The organism is Caballeronia sp. AZ1_KS37, assembly GCF_023631165.1.
Classification (GTDB): domain Bacteria; phylum Pseudomonadota; class Gammaproteobacteria; order Burkholderiales; family Burkholderiaceae; genus Caballeronia; species Caballeronia zhejiangensis.
The window spans coordinates 96,000-115,608 of the sequence record NZ_JALQDP010000028.1; the positions used below are offsets into that span (position 1 = coordinate 96,000).

Here is a 19,609-nt window from a genome sequence, read left to right on the forward strand (position 1 = left end):
CGCAGCTTTCGATCGGTGATTCCGCACGCTTTCCTGCAGGATTTGCTCAACCGCGTCGACATCGTCGACGTGGTGGGCCGCTACGTCCAGTTAAAAAAGGGCGGCGCGAATTTCATGGGCCTTTGCCCATTTCACAACGAGAAAAGCCCGTCGTTCACGGTCAGCCCGACCAAGCAGTTCTATCACTGCTTCGGCTGCGGCGCGCACGGCACCGCGATCGGCTTTCTGATGGAGCATACCGGGCTCACGTTTCCCGAGGCCGTGAAAGACCTGGCGCAAGGCGCCGGCCTGACGGTTCCGCAGGAGCCTTCCAACTCGTTCCGCGGTGGCGGCGGCGACAGCGCACCGAGCAAGGCGGTCAGCGTCGCGTTGACGGACGTCATGCAGACGGCGTGCGATTTCTATCGCAAGCAGTTGCGCGGCGCGCCGAACGCCATCGAATATCTGAAAAAGCGCGGCTTGACCGGTGAGGTCGCCGCGCGCTTCGGGCTCGGCTACGCGCCGGATGGCTGGCAGAACCTCGAGGCGGCCTTTCCCGATTATCGGGATGAAAACCTGGTCGAGTCGGGTTTGGTGATCGTCAGCGAAAAAACGGATTCCCAAGGACAGGCGCGACGTTACGATCGTTTTCGCGAACGCGTGATGTTCCCGATCCGCAATGTGAAGGGCAACGTGATCGGCTTCGGCGGGCGCGTGCTCGACGGGGGCGAGCCTAAATATCTGAACTCGCCGGAGACGCCGCTGTTCAGCAAGGGCAGCGAGCTGTACGGCCTGTTCGAAGCGCGCTTGGCGATTCGTGAACTGGGTTACGTGCTCGTCGTCGAAGGGTACATGGACGTCGTCGCGCTCGCTCAACTGGGTTTTGCGAACGCCGTGGCGACGCTCGGCACGGCGTGTACGCCGATCCACGTGCAGAAGCTGTTTCGTCAGACGGATACCGTCGTCTTCAGTTTCGACGGCGATTCGGCCGGGCGGCGAGCCGCGCGTCGCGCGCTGGAAGCGGCGCTGCCGCACGCTGCGGACAACCGGACCATCAAGTTCCTCTTTCTGCCGAAGGAGCACGATCCGGACAGCTACGTGCGCGAGTTCGGCACGGACGGGTTCGGCGAGCAGGTCGATCGCGCGATGCCGCTGTCGCAGTTCCTGCTGAACGAGGTACTGAACGACAAGGAGCTGGAGCAGCCCGAAGGCCGAGCGAAAGCGCTCTTCGACGCTAAACCGCTGCTGCAGGCGCTGCCCGCAAACGCGTTGCGGGTGCAGATCCTGCATATGCTCGCGGACCGGCTCGACACGCCGTTCACCGAAATCGCCGCGCTATGCGACATCGATTCGCGCGCTGCGGCCGTCGCGCGGGCAAACGTGCCGAAGAGCGAGCGGCGCCGCGTCACCGGACAGGAACAGCGCGCGCTGCGCAATCTGGTGATGTATCCGGGCATCGCGGTTTCGCTCGATCAGGACAGCGAGCGCACCCTCGTAACGATGACCGAGCACGGCGAATTGTTCAGCGAAGTGATCTCGCACGCGCGCGAACTCGGCGATGCCGCGCAGTTCCAGTTGCTGTCGGAGATCTTGAGAAATGCAGCAAACGCGCCCACATACGACGATATCTTTCAGGAAATTCTCGCCTATGATGAAAACGTTCGCGATTTGCTGATGCGCGATCCGTCCGATGAGGACGCGGCGCAGCGAGTCGAGGAACAAAAGCGTCTGCTGGCGGAAGAATTGCAAGCAACAGTGGTGAAGCTGAGGCACGACAGCTACCGGGCGCGGCTGGATCAACTGGCGCGGCAATCGAGTCTGTCGGCGGAAGAGGTCGCGGAGTTCTCGGAGTTGTCGGCGAGAGTGGCGCAGATCAAGGCTGGGCGGGGCGCCGGCGCGGATGGCGCAAGGTGAGAATGCTATAATAAAAAGTTCAAGTGAATTGCTTTTTGTCAACTGTTCAGGCGCTTTCGTCGTTTTTTCACGGTAGATGGGCGGCAGCGGTCGAGCAGTTGGCAAAGGGCATGTGAAGTTGTTTGCAGAGGGAAGCGAAGCAGGAAGGCGCTGGCTGAATGGGCCGTAGGCGACGAAGGTGGCACACGCCGCATAAGTCACACGAAACGGGCCGATAAGCACGCCGGCGAACAGACGGGCGCAAGGGAAGCGGCTGCTATCGAGGGTAGGGCGAGGAGACGATTCACACTCGTCCGAACCGCGATGGCGCCCCGGGCAGGGCACGCAGGACGAAGCAGCGTGCGCGTATTGGGTATTCACGGTTCCATCGGCTGTTGTCCAGCAGCCGCGAGTCGAGACTAAAGCCGGTATGGCGAACTCCATGACGAAAAAGCTGAACGATGTATCCGTCGAAGACGACGCAATGCAAAACGCAGAGTCTGGCGCCGCTCCTGCGGCGAAGGTCGAAAAGGCGAAGGCCCGCGATCGCCGCGCGAAGGAAAAAGCGCTGCTGAAGGACGCGTTCTCGTCGAGCGCGCCCGGCACCGTCGAGGAATTGGAAGAGCGGCGCGGCAAGCTGCGCGCGCTCATCAAGCTCGGCAAGGAGCGCGGCTTCCTCACCTACGGCGAGATCAACGACCACCTTCCGGACAACTTCACGGAAACCGAGGCGATCGAAGGCATCATCAGCACGTTCAATGACATGGGCGTGGCGGTGTACGAGCAAGCGCCCGATGCCGAAACGCTGCTGCTGAACGACAACGCGCCGAACGCGTCGTCCGACGACGAAGTCGAGGAAGAGGCCGAAGTCGCGCTTTCCACGGTCGATTCCGAATTCGGCCGCACGACCGATCCGGTCCGCATGTACATGCGCGAGATGGGCACCGTCGAACTGTTGACGCGCGAAGGCGAAATCGAGATCGCGAAGCGCATCGAAGACGGCCTCAAGCACATGGTCATGGCGATCTCCGCGTGCCCGACGACCATCGCCGACATTCTCGCGATGGCCGAGCGCGTGCAGAACGAGGAAGTGCGCGTCGATGAACTCGTCGACGGCCTGATCGATCCGAACGCGCAGGACACCGATGGCTTCTCCGAGCAGGAAGCGGAAGCGATCGAATCGGAAGAAGAAGAGACCGCGGAAGAGGGCGAAGAGGAAGAGGAAGAAGAGGACGACGGCAGCGCGCAGGCAAGCGCGAACGCCGCTCAACTCGAAGCACTCAAGCTCCAGTCGCTCGAGAAGTTCGCGCTCATCAGCGAATGGTTCGACAAGATGCGCCGCGCCTACGAGAAGGAAGGCTATAAATCGAAGGCATATCTGAAGGCGCAGGAAGCCATTCAGACGGAGCTCATGAACATTCGCTTCACCGCGCGTACCGTCGAGCGCCTGTGCGATACGCTGCGCGCGCAAGTGGACGAAGTGCGTCAGGTCGAGCGGCAGATCCTGCATACGGTTGTCGACAAGTGCGGCATGCCGCGCGCCGAGTTCATCACGCGATTCCCCGGCAACGAGACGGATCTCGAATGGTCCGACAAGGTCGTCGCCGAGGGTCACGAGTACAGCGCGGTGCTGGAGCGCAATATTCCGGCGATCCGCGAGCAGCAGCAGCGTCTGCTGGATTTGCAGGCGCGCGTCGTTCTGCCGTTGAAGGATCTGAAGGAAACCAACCGTCAGATGGCGGCGGGCGAGTTGAAGGCGCGTCAGGCGAAGCGCGAAATGACGGAGGCGAATCTGCGCCTCGTGATTTCCATCGCGAAGAAGTACACGAATCGTGGCCTGCAGTTCCTCGATCTGATCCAGGAAGGCAACATTGGCTTGATGAAGGCGGTGGACAAGTTCGAATATCGTCGCGGCTACAAGTTTTCGACGTACGCGACGTGGTGGATTCGTCAGGCGATCACGCGTTCGATCGCGGATCAGGCGCGCACCATTCGCATTCCGGTCCACATGATCGAAACGATCAACAAGATGAACCGTATTTCGCGGCAGATCTTGCAGGAGACCGGGCTCGAGCCGGATCCGGCGACGCTCGCCGAGAAGATGGAAATGCCCGAGGACAAGATCCGCAAGATCATGAAGATCGCGAAGGAGCCGATCTCCATGGAAACGCCGATCGGCGACGACGACGATTCGCATCTCGGCGATTTCATCGAGGATACGAACACGGTGGCGCCGTCCGATGCCGCGCTGCATGCATCGATGCGCGACGTCGTGAAGGACGTGCTCGATTCGCTGACGCCGCGCGAGGCGAAGGTGCTGCGCATGCGGTTCGGGATCGAGATGAGCACGGATCACACGCTGGAAGAGGTCGGCAAGCAGTTCGACGTGACGCGTGAGCGGATTCGCCAGATCGAGGCGAAGGCGCTGCGCAAGCTGCGGCATCCGAGCCGGTCGGACAAGTTGAAGTCGTTCCTCGAAGGCAACTGACGGGACTTGTTTTGAGAGGCGTTGTGAGGCAAACTCGCTACCCTTCGTAGTCGCCTCGCGCAATGTTCTGAAGTGACAGAAAGCGCCGTTTGCGGCGCTTTCTTTTTGCACGCTCTGCCTGCACAGGGCCGGAAGCTTAACTGGTATAAGCTGTCGACTCATAATCGACCGATAGTGGGTTCGAGCCCCACCCGGCCCACCAGCACTTGCTCAAAAGTATCAGGGGGTTAGCGGATTTGCGTTTCTGATAAGGCGCTTTCGGGGACACTCGGGGACAAAGTGGGTCACGTGACCCACTCGGGCTTTTTGACACTCGCGCATCTCACCGCCGCCGGTTCAAGAGACGTTCACGCTTGCCGATACGCTTGAGCATATTTGCGAGATCGCCGAGGAGCGCGGCGGGCTATGCCTGTCGAGCGAATGCAGAACGATATGCAGGTACTGGCAGCAAAACATAGCGGGCGCTGTGTTTCGAAGCACTATACCGATGCGCAAACGTCTCTGCTTTGGCAGTGCGAAGAAGGACATCGCTGGCGTGCCAAGCTCGGTAAGGTCAACAGAAGCCGGTGTCCGGTGTGTGCCTTCGATCGCAAGCGTCTGGGCATTGGAAACACGCACGAAATTTGCCGCAGGTTACGGCGGAAAGTGCCTGTCCGACGATTACACAAACAATAGTGTCCTATTGCGCTGGGGATGTGCAAAGGGGCATACGTGGCAGGCGAAGCCCGTGAAGATCATGATCGGCCATTGGTGCCGGACCTGTGCGGTCGAACGGACACGTCTAGGCGTTGAGAAGATGCACGACGCCGCTGCGATGCACGGTGGCAAGTGTTTGTCGGAGACCGACGTCAACACCATCACGCCGTCGGAATGGCAATGCATGGACGGGCATACCTGGAGTGCAAGGCCCGAGAGCATCATTCGGACCGGAAGCTGCTGTCCGGTGTGCCGAGCGGTGAAAATAGCGCAGGCCGGAAAAATCCGGCTTAAATTTGAAGAAGGTTTCGAAGGGCAAAGTCCCGATTCTGCTGTGAAGAGTCCGGATTGGTTCTCTGATGGCCCTGGTGGGTCAAACGCGGTGACGCTTGCGGGTCAGGGGCGATCTCGCCCCTGACAGCTCAGCCAACTCAGCCCAGGCGATACACCCTCGAAACCGTCCCCCGAAACAACGCCTGACGTTCCTCAGCACTTGCCTGTGAAGTCAATCGCTTGAACGCGTTCCAGCCGTTACTGAACGGGTAAGAACCCTTATCGACCGGAAAATTGCTTTCGAACATGCAGCGATTCGCGCCGAACGCTTCGATGCAGGTCAGCATCCACGGCTTCCAGGCTTCGGACAATTCAATCGATGAAGGTGGCCGCTCACCTTTTTCGAAGTCGAAACCGTTGATACGCATTCCGAGTCCGCCCACCTTCACATAAACGTTCGGCAACCGCGCAAGTTCGCGCATCGAACGCGACCATGCATCGAAGACCTCCTTGCGCTGATCCGCGTAGCTGGCGATTCTGACCACTCCCCCACAGTGATTGACGATGAACGGCGTGTCGGGATTTGCCTTCGCCAAATCGAACAATTCGGGAAGCTGAGGGAAAAACAGCCATGCGTCGTAGGAGAGGCCCAAGGCTTTCAACTGCGCGACGCCCGCACGATAACCGGAGTCGAGCAGAAGCCCGCGAGGAACTGCCGAAAGCGGGTTCACTAGCGTGGCGTCCGCATCCCAGGTTACGAGGTGCCGTACACCGCGCAAGCGGCCGTCGCCGGCCTCGAGTTCCGCTTCGAGTACGTTTCGCACGGCAGCGCCGCGACGGAGATCCGCGTATCCGACGATGCCCTTCGCTACCTGCGGCTTCTCTTCCTGCATCGGCGCGGTGACTTGAGCCACATACTCCACTTCGCCGATCGGCCGCATCGGTTCCGGACCCGTGGTGCGGTACCGCGTAAGCGCCTGCATGAAGACAGACGCGGTAATGTTGTGCCCGGACCGTGCATCCTCGAGATACTCGTTGAGCAAATACGTCCAACCCGGGCGCTCATAAAAGTGGTGATGCGCGTCGATGATCGGCATCTCCGGTTCGAGCGCCGCTTCCGTTCCGGATGCAAGCCACTCTGCCCGAACGGGCAGGTAATTGCTGGTCGTACTCATACTGCGCGTTTCCTCTTTGGCGAATGCGTGGCGCACGCTCAGCGCGGGCATCGCGATGGATGCGGCGACCGCGCCAAGCAGCCGGCGCCGGTGAATCGATTGAAGAGTTTGCATGGTCACTTTCCCTTGTTGAACGCGTAGAGGGAAAGCGTCAGCAACGTCGTGAACGCGAGTACGACGGCCAGACCGATCATGCCCGCGGTGAACGTGCCGAAACTATCCTTCAGATAGCCGACCAGATACGGACCGGCAAAGCCGCCCAGCGCGCCGATGGAGTTGATCAGCGCCAGTCCGCCGGCGGCCGCCTGACCCGACAGGAACCGGGCAGGCAGCGTGTAGAAAATCGTTCGGCCTGCGATGGTGCCGATCAACGCCAGCGTGATGCCCGTCAACGCAGGCACCAGTTGCTGAAAATATGTCGAGATGCCGAGCGCGACCGCGCCGATGAAAAGACCAGCCGCGAGGTTGGCGATATGGCCACCGCGGCGATCGACGCGCTTCGCCCACCACAAGAGCGCGATGGTCGCGAAGAAATACGGCACCGCCGATACCCAGCCCGTCTGCGTCACGCTCATGCCGTGCGCCTTGAGCATCTGCGGCAGCCATATGCCGATGCCGTAGGAGCCCATCGTGAAGCCGAAGGAAATCATCGCGAGGATGTACATCCGCACATCTTTGAGCGCTGCGCCGAAATCCTTTTTCTTCTGGCTCGCAGCGCCCTCGCGATCGAACGCGCTTTGCAGCGCCTGACGCTCCTCGGGCGAGAGCCACTTCGCATCGGCGGGTTTGTCCGCGAGCATCTTCAGGACGAAGAAGCCGAGAATGCACGCCGGCAGGCCTTCGACGATAAACATCCATTTCCATCCGGCAAGGCCGAGCAAGCCGTCCATCTTCAGCAGCCAGGTCGACAGCGGTCCGCCCACTAGCGACGAAAGCGGCGTCGAGACCGTGAACCATGCGAGCACCCGAGTGCGATAACTGGCCGGAAACCACACTGCGAGGAAGAAGATCACGCCAGGGAAGAATCCGGCCTCGCCGATTCCCAGCAGAAGACGAATCACGTAGAAGCTCGTCGGTCCAACCGCGAGCGCCGTCGCGGCGGCGAAGAAGCCCCATGTGATCATGATGCGCGCGAGCCATCGCCGGGCGCCGAAGCGATACAGCGCCAGGTTGCTCGGCACTTCGCACAGGCAATAACCCGCGAACATGATGCCCGCGCCCCAGCCGAACTGCGTCGCGGTCAAGCCGAGGTCGCGGTTCATCGTCAGCGCGGCGAACCCGACGCTGGTGCGATCGAGATAGTTGAAGAAATAGGCGAGCGCAAGCAAGGGGATGAAACGCCACGCGGCCTTTCTGACGGCCTGCTGTTCGAGCGTCGTATCGACCGCGCTCTCGGCCGTCATGTTCGATGAAATGGATGTCATGCTTCGTCTCCGGACGGAGCACCCAACGCGCGGGCTCATGCCGGCCTACGCGAAGCGGCGTTCCTTTTATGCTGTTGTGCTCAGGCGCTCGCCAGTTCGTTGGCGGAGGGACTGGAAGGATCGTGGGAAAAGGCCGCCTGGCACTTCACGATGCCGGCGTCCGCCAACTGCCTCAGGTCTTCCGATGAGTAACCCAGCTCCAGAAGCAGCGCCTGCGTGTCCTGACCCAGCGAAGGCGGACCTGCGCGAAGTCGCAGACGCTCGCCGCCAAGGGTCAAAGGCAGCAATGCGGTCTTCGTCTGTACTGCTTTGCCCGCGCCGCTTGCGTCGGATGGCAGGGTGACATCGGCAAGTCCGTCCGTTGCGAGCAGATGCGGATCGTCGAAAAGATCCTGCGGCTTCGTGATCGGCGCGTACGGCAGCCCGCAGCGCTCGAAGATGGCGCCGATCTCGGCAGCAGTGAACGCTTCCATGTGGGCGCGAAGCCGCGGCATCAGCCATTCGCGGGCTTGCACGCGCTGATTGTTGCTGGCGATACGCGCGTCGGCCTTCAGATCGTCGAGGCCGAAGGCATCGCAGAAGAGCGCCCATTGCGTATCGGAGACGACCGCCAGGAAGATCTGATCGCCGTTCTTCACCGAAAAGACGTCATAGACTGCCCAGGCCGAAATGCGGCTTGGCATCGGCGCGGCGGTTTGTCCCGTCACGGCGTATTGCATCATGTGCTGCGCCACGAGAAACACGTTGTTCTCGAACAGGGCGCTCTGCACCTCTTGTCCGCGGCCGGTCCGCTCGCGTTGTGCCAGCGCCGCCATTGCGCCGATCGCGCCGAACATGCCGCCCATGATGTCGTTGACGCTCGTGCCTGCCCGCAAGGGTCTGCCTTCGGGACCGGTCATGTACGCGAGACCGCCCATCATCTGCACGACTTCGTCGAGCGCGGTGCGATGGTCGTAGGGACCGGGCAGGAAGCCCTTGTGCGACACATAGATCAGACGAGGATTGAGTCTGGACAAGGCCGAATAGCCGAGGCCGAGCTTGTCCACGGTGCCGCTCTTGAAGTTCTCGCTGAAGACATCGGCGTTCGCAAGCAGCTTGTGCACGATCTCCACACCGCGCGGGTCTTTCAGATCGACGGCGATGCTTTTCTTGTTGCGGTTGAACGTGCTGAAGAAGCCTGCTCCCGAGCCTCGCAGATTGCGGGTGCTGTCGCCGGTGATCGGCTCGACCTTGATCACTTCCGCGCCGAGGTCCGCCAGCACCATGCCGCACGTCGGCCCCATCACCATGTGCGTCATCTCTACGACGCGCACGCCGCTGTACGGCAAGGACTGGTCCGAATGCACTTCGCTCATTGCGCCGCTCCCAACAAACAGCCTTCCGGCTGGGGCGCACTCGGCGCGCGCCCGTCTGCGTACGAGAAACCTTTCGGCAGTCCCGCGTCCTGTACGTGTCCGTAGAGCGCTTCGCCCGGAAGCGCCTGTGCGAGGATCGAGCGCGCGGCAATGAGCTTGTCGATGTCTATGCCCGTGTCGTAGCCCATCGCCTCGAGTAGAAACGCGAGGTCTTCGGTAACGATGTTCCCCGTCGCGCCCGGCGCGTAGGGACAGCCGCCGAGGCCCGCCTGACTCGAATCGATCGTGGTGACGCCGGCATCGAGTGCCGCCACGACATTCGCCAGGCCTTGACCGCGCGTGTTGTGGAAATGAGCGCCGCCCGCCTTCGCGCCGACTTCCGATTGCAGCCGGCGAAACAGGCGGCGAACCTGAACGGGGTTGGCATAACCGCTCGTATCGGACAGGCCGATTTCGTCGACACCGCATTCGGCCATCGCGAGGCACATGCGCATCGTCTGGTCGTCGGTCACGGTGCCCGCGATCGTGCAGCCGAATGCGACCGATACACCCGCTTCGATTTCTGTTCCGGGGAACTGCTCATCGCGCAGCGCGACGATGCTGCGCACCTCATCGATCAACTGCGCGGTCGTTTTGCGGACATTAGCCAACGCGTGTTCATCGGTGACGGACACCGGCAACGTGACTTTATGGACGCCGGCTTCGAACGCGCTTTGCGAGCCGCGCAGGTTCGGCGCCAGGACAGCGACACGAAGGTCCGGAATGGATAACGCGTGAGCGACGACTTCGCGGATATCGGCCATTTGGGGCAGAAGTTTCGGCGGAACGAACGATCCCACTTCGATCTCCTTGAGTCCCGCTGCCGCCAGCGCGGATATCCATTCGAGTTTCGCGGACGTCGGCATGACGCTTCGGATGCTCTGCAAGCCGTCGCGCGGGCCGACTTCGCTGATCAGGATTCGGCGATGTGAGGCGCTCATTTCGCTCCTTTGTTCTGTCAGATAGACCTGTGTTTTGTTAGAGAGAACTTTAGGCGAAGACGTTTATCGCTGAAAGCGGGGTTAACCCCGGATTTCAGAACTAGAGTTCTACCGGATAGAACTGTATAGTCGTGGAATTTGATTCGGGAGCGGTGCATGACCAAGGAAGACCAGCCGTCCGATACGAACGAGGCGTCGAGCGGCGTCGCCGTTCTTGACCGGGCGTTCGCCATACTCAATGCCTTCGGGCCGACCGACGACCGGCTGACCCTGACCGAGCTTTCACGCCGGACCGAGCTTTATAAGAGTACGGTTTTGAGACTGCTCGGCGCTTTGGAGCATGGCGGATTCATCCGGAAGTTGAGCGACGGGCAATACGCAATCGGTCATCAGCCGTTGCGGCTTGCGACGCTCTATCAGCGGTCGTTTCAGGTGGGGCCTGTGATCGAACCGTTGCTTCAGCAGTTGAGCCGGGACTTGGGCGAAACGGCCAGTTTCTACGTACGCCAGGGCGATCAACGTCTCGTGTTGTATCGCGTCGAACCTAGCCGCAGCGTTCGGGTATCGATTCGCGTCGGAGAGGAGTTCGCGATCGATAAGGGCGCCTCCGGCAAAGTCCTGCTCGCGTTCTCGGAGACACAGGATCCGCGCTGGCAAGAGATCCGCGAACGGCTATGGGCCACCTCGTTTGGCGAGAGGGATCCGGAAACGGCATCGGCCTCGGTGCCCGTGTTCAATTCGACCGGCGAGTTGCAGGGCGCGTTGACGCTTTCAGGACCAAAGGGCCGTTTCGATGCTCCGGCGGTCATCGATGCAGCATTGGCGATGTTGCTCGATAGCGCGCGGCGAGCGACCGTCGCACTGGGCGGAAACGGATCGAGATATGACGCGAGCATCGCGAGCTTCGTGAAAGCGCCGCCAGCCGCCGATGGAAGCGAGCGCTCTGCCTGAAGGACGGCAGTCACATGCTTTCACGCGCACGCCGCACGGATGAAGTCGGGAATCTCGACGGCTTTCAGCTTTCCATCGGCTTGCTTGACACACAGCGCGCGCGTCGCGCGAAATTCGCAGATCAGCGTTTCACCGCACACGATCCGATGCCGCTGAACGTAACGCGGCCGCATAGCACTTGCTAGATCGATCTACTTGCCTTAGAGTCTTTTGACCAGGCCGAGCGTGCCCTGACCGCCCCGCCCAGGTCGACGCACGAACAATCTGCTCGCCGATAACGCGACCCCGACGCGGCCGCCGCGCTCGGCCTCGCGGGCAAACGTGGCCCGCGTGATCCGCACGATGGCTGCGTCGACGGCGGCCCGATGATCCAACGTTTCTGAGGTGAACCATGCGTGAACTTAACGGGCGCGGCGATCTCTGCTGCATCAACACGGGCACGCTCGGCTATCGCGAGCCGATCGAAGTCACGGCCGGACGCATCGCCGAACAGGGCTTCGGCTGGATCACGCCGTGGCGTCAGGAAATCGACGAGAACAATCCGCAAGCAGCCGCCAGTGCGATCCGCGCGGCCGGCCTGAAGGTCGGCGCGTATTGCCGCACGGCGTATTTCGCGGCCAACGACGCCGCGGGCCGTCGCGCCGCGATCGATTCCAACCGCCGCGCGCTGGAAACGGCAGCCGTGCTGGGCGCGCCGATGCTCGTCGCCGTCGTCGGCGGATTGCCGCCCGGTTCGCGCGATATCGACGATGCACGCGAGCAGATTCTCGACGGTCTCGCCGCCTTGCAGCCGACGATGAACGAAACGGGCGTGCGCGTCGCGCTCGAGCCCTTGCATCCGGTGTACGCGGCCGATCGCAGCCTGCTCAATACGCTCGACCAGGCGCTGGACTGGTGCGACCGGCTCGACCCGTCGCGCGAGGGAGGCTTCGGCGTGGCCATCGACGCTTACCATGTCTGGTGGGATCCGGCGCTGATGCCCGCCATCGCGCGCGCGGGCGACCGCATCCTCGCGCTGCACGTATGCGACTGGCTGGTCGAAACCCGCGATCCGTTGCAGGACCGCGGAATGATGGGCGATGGCGTCATCGATCTCAAGCGGCTGCGCGCGGCGGTGGAAGCCGCCGGTTACGACGGTCCCGTCGAAGTGGAGATTTTTTCCCGGCTCGACTGGTGGGCGCGCCCGGCCGACGAGACGTTGCGGATCTGCCGCGAGCGCCTGTTCGAGTGCTGCTGAGCATCAACGTCCGACGTAAATCGGCGGCCGCTTCTCGCTAAAACTGCGGATGCCCTCCGCGGCATCCTCGGTGCTCGCGGCGAGCGCGCCCGCCATCGCTTCGAGAGTCGAGCCGGTTTCCTCGCCGCTCGCGGCGTTGAGCAACTGTTTGGTCAGTTGCAGCGCCACCGGCGCGCGCGCCGCCATGTCCAGCGCCAGTCGATGCGCACGTTCCAGCACGCGGTCCTGCGGCACGACCTCGTGCACAAGGCCGCACGCCCGCGCGTCCGCGGCCGTCACGCGCGCGCCGCTCAAGGCGAGGAATTTTGCGTGGCTCGCGCCGGTCAGACGCACGAGCCGCTGCGTGCCCGACCAGCCGGGGCAAGTGGCAATCGATGCCTCCGGCAGCGCGAAACGGGCCTCTTCGGCCGCGATACGCACGTCGGCCGTGATCGCCAGTTCCAGCCCGCCGCCGAAGGCATGACCGTTGATCGCCGCGATCACGGGCTGACGCAGCCGCGCCCATTGGTCGAAGACCTGATGACCTCGCCGCACCCAGTGGCGCCACATGTCCAGCGGCCCGAGCGCGGCCCATTCGTTGATGTCCGCGCCGACGCAGAACGCCTTCACGCCGCCGCCCGCGAGGATGACGACGCGCGTCTCATCGTCGGCTTCGATCGCGCGGGCCGCATCTTCGAGTTGATCCAGCATGGCGGGCGTCAGCGCATTGAGCTTGTCCGGCCGGTTCAGCGTGACGATGGCGACAGCCGCATCGCGAACGATGGAAACGAAGCGATCAGTCATGGCGTCCTTCGCGAGGTTTGAGCCGGAGTCCGAAGGGCGCATCGGTGAAAAGCGCTGCATCCATCTGACGCAGATCCGAGGCGACCTTTAGCGCAACCTCGGCCTGATCCAGAATGTCGCGCTGCAAATCCACGCCGGGAGCGATCTCGCGCACGGTCAGCCCGTCATCGAGAAGATCGATGACGCAGCGTTCGGTCACGTAGGTCACGCGCTGCCCGCGCTCGCGCCCCACGCGGCCGCTGAACGTGATCTGCTCGGCCGTCCGGACGAACTTGCGCGTGCGGCCTTCCTTGACGATCGCGAGCCTGCCGCCGCCGACTTCCAGCTGCGCGCCCGCGGTGAAAAAGCCCGAGAACACGATGCGGCGCGCATGAGCGGTGATATCGACGAAACCGCCGCAGCCCGCCGTCAGATACGGTTTCGACGCGAGCCGGGAGACATTCACGCTGCCATCGGCGTCGACTTGCAGAAAGGACAGCAGTGCGATGTCGAAGCCGCCGCCCTGAAAATACGTGAACTGATTCGGCGACGCGACGATCGCGTCCGCGTTCGATGCGCAACCGAAAGCGAACCCGAGCAAAGGCATGCCGCCGACCGCGCCCTGTTCGATCGCCCACGTCACTTCGCCGTGCAAGCCTTCCTCGAGCAGGATGCGCGGGACATTGGCCGAAATGCCGAAGCCCAGATTGGCCGCGTACCCATGCGCGAGCTCCATCGCGGCGCGGCGGGCGATGACCTTCTCCGGTCCCCACGGCGTCGGCTCGAAGGAATCCATCGGAAGCGTGATTTCGCCGCTGATCGCGGGATCGTAGGGCGTCTGCGTGGTCTGCCACTGGTCCGGATCGACCACGACGTAATCGACCAGATTGCAGGGCAGCCGCACGTCGTGCGGCCGCAGCGTGCCGGATTTCACCACGCGCTTGACCTGCGCGATCACGATGCCGCCGTTGTTGCGCGCGGCCAGCGCCTGATCGATGCCGCCCAGCAGCGCGCCTTCGTGTTCGTAGCCGAGATTGCCCGCTTCGTCGGCCGTGGTCGCGCGGATGATCGCCACGCGCGGCGCGATCGCCGGGAAGTAGAGCCAGTCATCGCCATCGAAGGACACCTTGCGCACGACCGGACGCGCGGCGGCGGCGGCGTTCATCGCGCAGCCCTGTAAATCGGGATCGACGAACGTGCCCATTCCGACCTTGGTCAGCACGCCGGGACGCTTCGCGGCGGCGTCGCGGTGCATGTCGAACAGGATGCCGCTCGGAACGTTGTAGGCCTCGATTTCGTTGTCGGCGATCATGCGCCAGATGTTCGGCATCGGCAGCGACGACGGGCCGCTCGGATACGAGCCCGCGAGCGTGCGCGCGAGCAGCCCGGGCCGGGCGAGATGATCGATGCCCTTGACGCCGTACATGTCGCCCGCGGCGATCGGGTTCAGCGTCGTGAGGTCGCGCGGCTGTCCCTCGCGCTCGAAGCGCTCGCCGATGGCCGCGAGAATCTTGTCGGGGCAGCCGAGCGCGCTGGACGAGCTGATGCTGACGACATCGCCGGTTCGCACGAGCCTGGCCGCCGCGTCCGCGGTAATGAGCTTTCTCATGTTTTTATCGATGAAGGTCGAACAGCGCTGCGCCGCGCTTCATCGCGTTGCGGGCGATGATGCCGCGATGAATCTCCGAGGTGCCGTCGAAGATGCGATAGACGCGCGCATCGCGGTAATAGCGTTCGATGGCCAGCTCCTTGCAGAAGCCCATGCCGCCGAAGACCTGCACCGCGCGATCGACGACGCGCCCAAGCGTCTCGGAAGCCTGCACCTTGACCATTGAAATCCAGTCGCGCGCGTCCTGTCCCGCGTCCATCATGCTCGCGGTGTTGAGCAGCATCAGCCGCGCCGCGTTGATCTCCATCACGCTGTCCGCGATGAGTTGCTGGATCATTTGAAAATCGCCGATGCGCGTGCCGAACTGCCGCCGTTCGCCGGCGTACTCGATCATCATTTCGAGCACGTGCGTCGCCTTGCCGATGCCGCGCGCGCCGATCAACGCGAGGCGCACGCGGCCGAGCATGTTCATCGCGAGTTTGAAGCCTTCGCCCTGTCGTCCGATGAGGGCCATCGGCTCTAGCGGGACGTCGTCGAAGAAGAGTTCGTGGTGCGGCGTGCCGCGAAGACCCATCATCCGTTGATCGCGGCCGACAGTGAAACCCGGAAGATTCTTGTCGACCGCGAAGAGCGAGATTTCCTTCTCGCCGGTGCGGGCCGAGACGAGAAAGAAATCGCTCCATTGCGCATCGCTGATGAAGTGCTTGCTGCCGTTCAGCGCCCAGCCGAACGACGTCTTGCGCGCCGTGGTTTCGATGCCCTGGGCGTCCGAACCCGCGCCCGTTTCGGTGATCGCGAGGCCGCAGGTTCGCGCGCCGGCAATCGCCGGTTTCAGCCAGCGGTCGATCTGTTCGCCTTCGCAGGCGAGCAGCGCGTCGTAGACGTTGCCGAACGCGCGCCGCACGAGTATGTCGGAGCTGTGGCCGAACTGCTCCTCGCATAGCATCGAATCGACCGTGTTCAGTCCGCCGCCGCCGAGTTCGGCGGGCATGTTCACCGCATAAAGACCCAGCGCACGCGCCCGCGCCTGCAAGTCGCGGGCGATCTCGGGCGCGAGCGCGCCTTCCTCTTCCACTTGCTGTTCGAGCGGCTGCAACTCGGACCGGACGAAGCGGCGCGCGGTCTCGATCATCATTTTCTGCGTGTCGCTCAGCGTGAAGTCCATCGATCTCTCCGATTCGAGTTTTAGTCAGCACTGGTCGCGGCGACACGCAGCGACGGATGCAACGAGACTTCGAAGGGCATACGTTCGAGCACGTCGCGAACGAGGTCGACGCCCGGCGCGATTTCGATCAGCCGCAAGCCTTCGGGCGCGAGTTCGAAGACGGCACGCTCGGTGACGTAAAGCACTTGTTGGCCGTCCGCGCGGGCGCGCTTGCCGCTGAACGTGATGTGGCGCACTTGCTCGACCAGCTTCGGGACCGCGCCGTGACGCCGGATGCGCACTTGCCCGTCTTCCAGCTCGACTTCAAGCCCCTTCGCCTCGAACGTGCCGCAAAAGACGACCTTGCGCGTGCGCTGCGTGATGTCGACGAAGCCGCCCGGCCCGACGATGTTCTCCCCCAGCCACGAGACGTTGACGTTGCCTTGCGCGTCGAGTTCGCCCATGCCGAGGAACGCGATATCGATGCCGCCGCCGCTGAACAGGTCGAACTGATCGGTGGACTTGAGGATCGCGCTCGCATGGCGCGTGGCGCCGAACAGATCGCCGCCCAGCAGTTCGCCGTTGTGCGATCCCTGCTCGATCACGGTCCAGCTGATGTCCACGCCTTCCGCATGCGCCACCGCGGGAATGCCATCGGGCAAACCGTAACCGAAGTTGACGCACGCGCCGGGTTCCAGCTCCTTCGCGGCGCGTTTCGCGATGATGTAGCGGATGCCCTCGGGCAGCGGCGGCGGCATGCGCGTGTCGGGCGCGGGCGCTTCGCCGCTGATGGCCGGATCGTAGTGCCCGCTGGTCGTCTGCTTCTGATCCGCGTACACGCAGATATCGTCGACGAGAACGCCCGGCACGGTGACCGCGCGCGCCGGCGTGATCGGCGTGGCGCATACGTCGCGCACCTGCGCGAACACGCGGCCGCCGCGGTTGTGCGCGGCGAGCGCGGCGGCGAAAGCGTCGATATCGGCCGGCTCTTCGCGCGATGTCAGATTGCCCTGCATGTCCGCCGTGGTGCCGCGCACGATCGCGAAGTCGATTTCGAAGGGCTTGTACCAGAGCAGTTCCTTGCCGCCCAGCGTGACGACTTCGACGAGATCGTCCCGCGCGCGCAGGTTGACGCGCCCGCCGCCGTGGCGCGGATCGGCGAAGGTATCGAGGCCGATGTGCGTGACGAGCCCGTGGCGGCCCGCGCCGGCTTCGCGGATCAGCGTCTGGATCACGCCGGCGGGCAGGGTGTAGGCCTCGATGCGTTCCTCGCGCGCGAGCTTCTGCATCGGCTTGGACCAGGTCCAGTGGCCGCCGATCACGCGCTTCACCATGCCTTCGTGCGCGAAGCGGCTGATGCCGCTCTTGACGCCGTCGCCGATGCCGAGGCCGTGGATCAGCGTGAGATCGCGCGGATGGCCCGTCGCGAGAAAGCGGCGCTCGATGGCTTCCGTGATGTGATCGGGTTCGACGAGTCCGCCGCCCGAGCCGCTCAATACGACGACCGCGCCGTCGAAGATCGCCGCCGCCATGAAATCCGCATCGGTCAGGTGTGCACGCTTCATTTCATCGGTTCTCGTTGTCCGTCCGTGCGCCCGCGCGGACCATCAGCACGTTGATTCCGTCCTGGATCAGCACGCCGTCCTGGTTGTGTACTTCGACCTGCAAACGCACGATGCCGCGATCGGAGCGGCGCGTCGGACGCTTGTCCAGCACGCGGATGCGCCCCTGGACGCGGTCGCCGATCAGCACCGGCTTGTGAAAGCGATACGTCCACTCGAGCGTCGCGACGGCGGCGAAGCGCGTCGCCGCGCGGTTCTTGAGGCCGTCGAGCATGGCGAGGCACAGCAGACCGTGCGCGACGCGGCCGGGAAAGCCGACATCGCGGGCGAATTCGTCGTCCATGTGGACATCGAAGAAATCGCCCGAGATGCCCGCGAACTGCACGACATGGCTTTCGGTGACCACGATGCCCGACGTCGTGAAGCCGAGGCCGGGCTCGATCTCGTCGAAGAGCAGGGGATGGCTCATGCGGTTCCTTATCAGTCGAACTCGGGCGCATACGGCACCCGTTCGCGATTGACGATGCGGTAATTGGTGTCGTTCAGCGCGTCGATGCGATGCATGTCGATGCTCGACAGCGTGAAGTCCATCACGTCGAAGTTGGCCTCGATGTTCCTGCGCTGCGTCGACATCGTGTTGATCGGGACGCCTTTCTGGAGAATCCAGCGCAGCGCCACCTGCGCACCCGACTTGCCGTAGCGCGCACCGATTTCGTCGAAAAGCGGATAGTTGAAGATTTCGCCGCGCGCGACCGAGCAGTACGACGAAAGCGGAATGCCGGTCTCGATGGCGGTATCCATCAGCACACGCTGGTTCAAGAGCGGATGGAACTCGACCTGATTGGTGATGAGCGGCAGCGCGGTCGCGGCTTTCGCGGCGCGCATCATCGCGGCGTTGAAGTTGCTGACGCCGATATGACGCGTCAAGCCCGCGCGCGCCGCTTCTTCGAGGCGCCGCACGGAAGGCGCGACGTTGCCGTCCGCGGGCGGCCAGTGCAGCAGCAGGACGTCGGCCTGCTCGATCTTCAGCTTCTCGAGGCTTTCGCGCAGCGACGGCATGAAACGTTCGTCGGAATCGTTGGCGGGCGCGATCTTGGTCGTGATGCACAACTCGTCGCGCGGGATGCCGATCGCCCGCAGCGACGAGCCGACGCCGAGTTCGTTGTCGTAGAGCTGCGCGGTATCGATCGCGCGATAGCCGGTTTCGATCGCGTCCGTCAGCGCGTCGCGCAGTTGCTGTCCGTTGAGCGGCCAGGTGCCGAAAGATCGTTGATGCGTGCGTTGGAAAAGTATGTTCATGGCGTCGTGACATCAGAAGACGGCGGCCGTCTTCGCGAAAAAGGCGCGGATGCCGAGCTCCGCGTCGGGACTGGAGCGGACCGCGAGCGCGGCCGATGTATAGGCTGCGTGCGGATCGTCGTGGTCATCGACGATCAGCGCCTTGGCGAGCGCGGCGGCGCGCGGCGATACGCGGCACAGGCGCGCGGTCCATTCCTGCAACTGCGCTTCGACTTCCTGCGGCGCGCAGACCGCATTGACGATGCCCCACTGCAGCGCGGTCGATGCATCGATCTCCTGCGACAGCAGCACCGCTTCGAGCGCGCGCCCACGGCCCGCGATGCGCTGCAAGCGGTCGCCGCCCTCCCAGCCGGGAATGGCGCCGATGGAAACTTCCGGAAAGCGCAGGCGCGCGCCGGTGCCAGCGAGCCGCAGATCGCAGCACAGCGCGAGTTCCAGGCCGCCGCCGAAGCACAGTCCTTCGATGACGGCCACGGTCGGGCAGCGCAGCCGTTCGAAGCGCCGGAACACCGCGTTGCCTTCGCCGACCCATTGCGTCGCGAATGTCTCCGGACTCAGCGCCGACCATTCGCGGATGTCGGCGCCGGACGAAAACACGCCGCCCGGCGTGCCGCGCAGCACGACGGCGCGAATGCCGTCGTCCCGATTGATTTGCGCGATCTGCTCGTCGAGCGCGGCCAGCATCGCGAAGTCGAGCGCGTTGGCCTTGCCCGAATTGCTGAGTTCCAGCACGAGCACGGCATCTTCGCGACGCGAGAGAATGTGTCCCATCGATGGTTCCT

Annotated in this window: 16 protein-coding genes and 1 tRNA gene; 6 read left to right on the forward strand and 11 right to left on the reverse strand. The window is 63.4% G+C overall.

All coding sequences use genetic code 11. The annotated features are described in order from the left end of the window. Window positions 1-15 precede the first annotated feature (15 nt). The 4 genes from dnaG (at window position 16) to NCS00_RS15070 (ending at window position 5,474) form a co-directional block, all read left to right on the forward strand. Window positions 16-1,893, forward strand: coding sequence for a DNA primase (dnaG, locus tag NCS00_RS15055; RefSeq protein WP_008353957.1), 1,878 nt, complete (start codon window positions 16-18; stop codon window positions 1,891-1,893). A gap of 409 nt (window positions 1,894-2,302) precedes the next feature. Further along, complete coding sequence (rpoD, locus tag NCS00_RS15060) at window positions 2,303-4,360, forward strand: RNA polymerase sigma factor RpoD (protein ID WP_075583507.1); 2,058 nt, start codon at window positions 2,303-2,305, stop codon at window positions 4,358-4,360. A gap of 125 nt (window positions 4,361-4,485) precedes the next feature. Beyond that, window positions 4,486-4,562 (forward strand) — tRNA-Ile (locus tag NCS00_RS15065). Window positions 4,563-4,847: 285 nt separating this feature from the next. Continuing rightward, window positions 4,848-5,474 (forward strand): hypothetical protein, encoded by a 627-nt coding sequence (locus tag NCS00_RS15070; protein WP_250440405.1) that lies wholly within the window; start codon window positions 4,848-4,850, stop codon window positions 5,472-5,474. Window positions 5,475-5,487: 13 nt separating this feature from the next. On the opposite strand, the gene NCS00_RS15075 is transcribed toward NCS00_RS15070, so the two are convergent. The 4 genes from NCS00_RS15075 to NCS00_RS15090 all read right to left on the reverse strand — a co-directional run bounded on the left by NCS00_RS15075 (window position 5,488) and on the right by NCS00_RS15090 (window position 10,263). Next, window positions 5,488-6,618, reverse strand: coding sequence for an amidohydrolase family protein (locus NCS00_RS15075; RefSeq protein ID WP_250440406.1), 1,131 nt, complete (start codon window positions 6,616-6,618; stop codon window positions 5,488-5,490). A 2-nt stretch (window positions 6,619-6,620) separates the two neighbouring features. Beyond that, complete coding sequence (locus tag NCS00_RS15080; RefSeq protein ID WP_250440407.1) at window positions 6,621-7,928, reverse strand: MFS transporter; 1,308 nt, start codon at window positions 7,926-7,928, stop codon at window positions 6,621-6,623. Between the two features lie 80 nt (window positions 7,929-8,008). After that, on the reverse strand, window positions 8,009-9,283 hold the full coding sequence (locus NCS00_RS15085) for a CaiB/BaiF CoA transferase family protein (protein ID WP_250440409.1): 1,275 nt from the start codon (window positions 9,281-9,283) through the stop codon (window positions 8,009-8,011). Next, window positions 9,280-10,263, reverse strand: a complete 984-nt coding sequence (locus NCS00_RS15090; RefSeq protein WP_250440411.1) for a hydroxymethylglutaryl-CoA lyase — start codon at window positions 10,261-10,263, stop codon at window positions 9,280-9,282. Before NCS00_RS15090 ends, NCS00_RS15085 begins: the two co-directional genes overlap by 4 nt. Before the next feature lie 156 nt (window positions 10,264-10,419). Between NCS00_RS15090 and NCS00_RS15095 the strand changes: the two genes are divergently transcribed. Next, window positions 10,420-11,214 (forward strand): IclR family transcriptional regulator, encoded by a 795-nt coding sequence (locus NCS00_RS15095; RefSeq protein WP_008353949.1) that lies wholly within the window; start codon window positions 10,420-10,422, stop codon window positions 11,212-11,214. Window positions 11,215-11,605: 391 nt separating this feature from the next. Further along, a complete protein-coding gene (locus tag NCS00_RS15100) occupies window positions 11,606-12,451 on the forward strand; it encodes a sugar phosphate isomerase/epimerase family protein (RefSeq protein ID WP_008353948.1) in 846 nt (281 codons plus the stop codon). Window positions 12,452-12,454: 3 nt separating this feature from the next. Here the strand turns inward: NCS00_RS15100 and NCS00_RS15105 are convergent, their stop codons facing one another. Genes NCS00_RS15105 through NCS00_RS15135 form a run of 7 tightly spaced genes read right to left on the reverse strand, consistent with a single transcriptional unit; the run spans window position 12,455 to window position 19,598 of the window. Then, complete coding sequence (locus tag NCS00_RS15105; protein ID WP_250440413.1) at window positions 12,455-13,234, reverse strand: enoyl-CoA hydratase/isomerase family protein; 780 nt, start codon at window positions 13,232-13,234, stop codon at window positions 12,455-12,457. Further along, entirely contained in the window at window positions 13,227-14,822 is a 1,596-nt protein-coding gene (locus NCS00_RS15110) for an acyl CoA:acetate/3-ketoacid CoA transferase (protein ID WP_250440415.1), read from the reverse strand. The genes NCS00_RS15105 and NCS00_RS15110 overlap by 8 nt, the downstream gene beginning before the upstream one ends. Before the next feature lie 4 nt (window positions 14,823-14,826). Beyond that, window positions 14,827-15,987, reverse strand: a complete 1,161-nt coding sequence (locus NCS00_RS15115) for an acyl-CoA dehydrogenase family protein (RefSeq protein ID WP_008353943.1) — start codon at window positions 15,985-15,987, stop codon at window positions 14,827-14,829. Window positions 15,988-16,007: 20 nt separating this feature from the next. Then, window positions 16,008-17,531, reverse strand: a complete 1,524-nt coding sequence (locus NCS00_RS15120) for an acyl CoA:acetate/3-ketoacid CoA transferase (RefSeq protein WP_250435504.1) — start codon at window positions 17,529-17,531, stop codon at window positions 16,008-16,010. Window position 17,532: 1 nt separating this feature from the next. Continuing rightward, window positions 17,533-17,997, reverse strand: a complete 465-nt coding sequence (locus NCS00_RS15125; RefSeq protein ID WP_175982492.1) for a MaoC family dehydratase — start codon at window positions 17,995-17,997, stop codon at window positions 17,533-17,535. Window positions 17,998-18,008: 11 nt separating this feature from the next. Then, window positions 18,009-18,827 carry an aldo/keto reductase gene (locus NCS00_RS15130; RefSeq protein ID WP_250440416.1) on the reverse strand — a complete coding sequence of 273 codons (819 nt, stop codon included), beginning with the start codon at window positions 18,825-18,827 and terminating at the stop codon, window positions 18,009-18,011. Between the two features lie 12 nt (window positions 18,828-18,839). Then, window positions 18,840-19,598 (reverse strand): enoyl-CoA hydratase/isomerase family protein, encoded by a 759-nt coding sequence (locus NCS00_RS15135; RefSeq protein ID WP_250435508.1) that lies wholly within the window; start codon window positions 19,596-19,598, stop codon window positions 18,840-18,842. Window positions 19,599-19,609 lie beyond the last annotated feature (11 nt).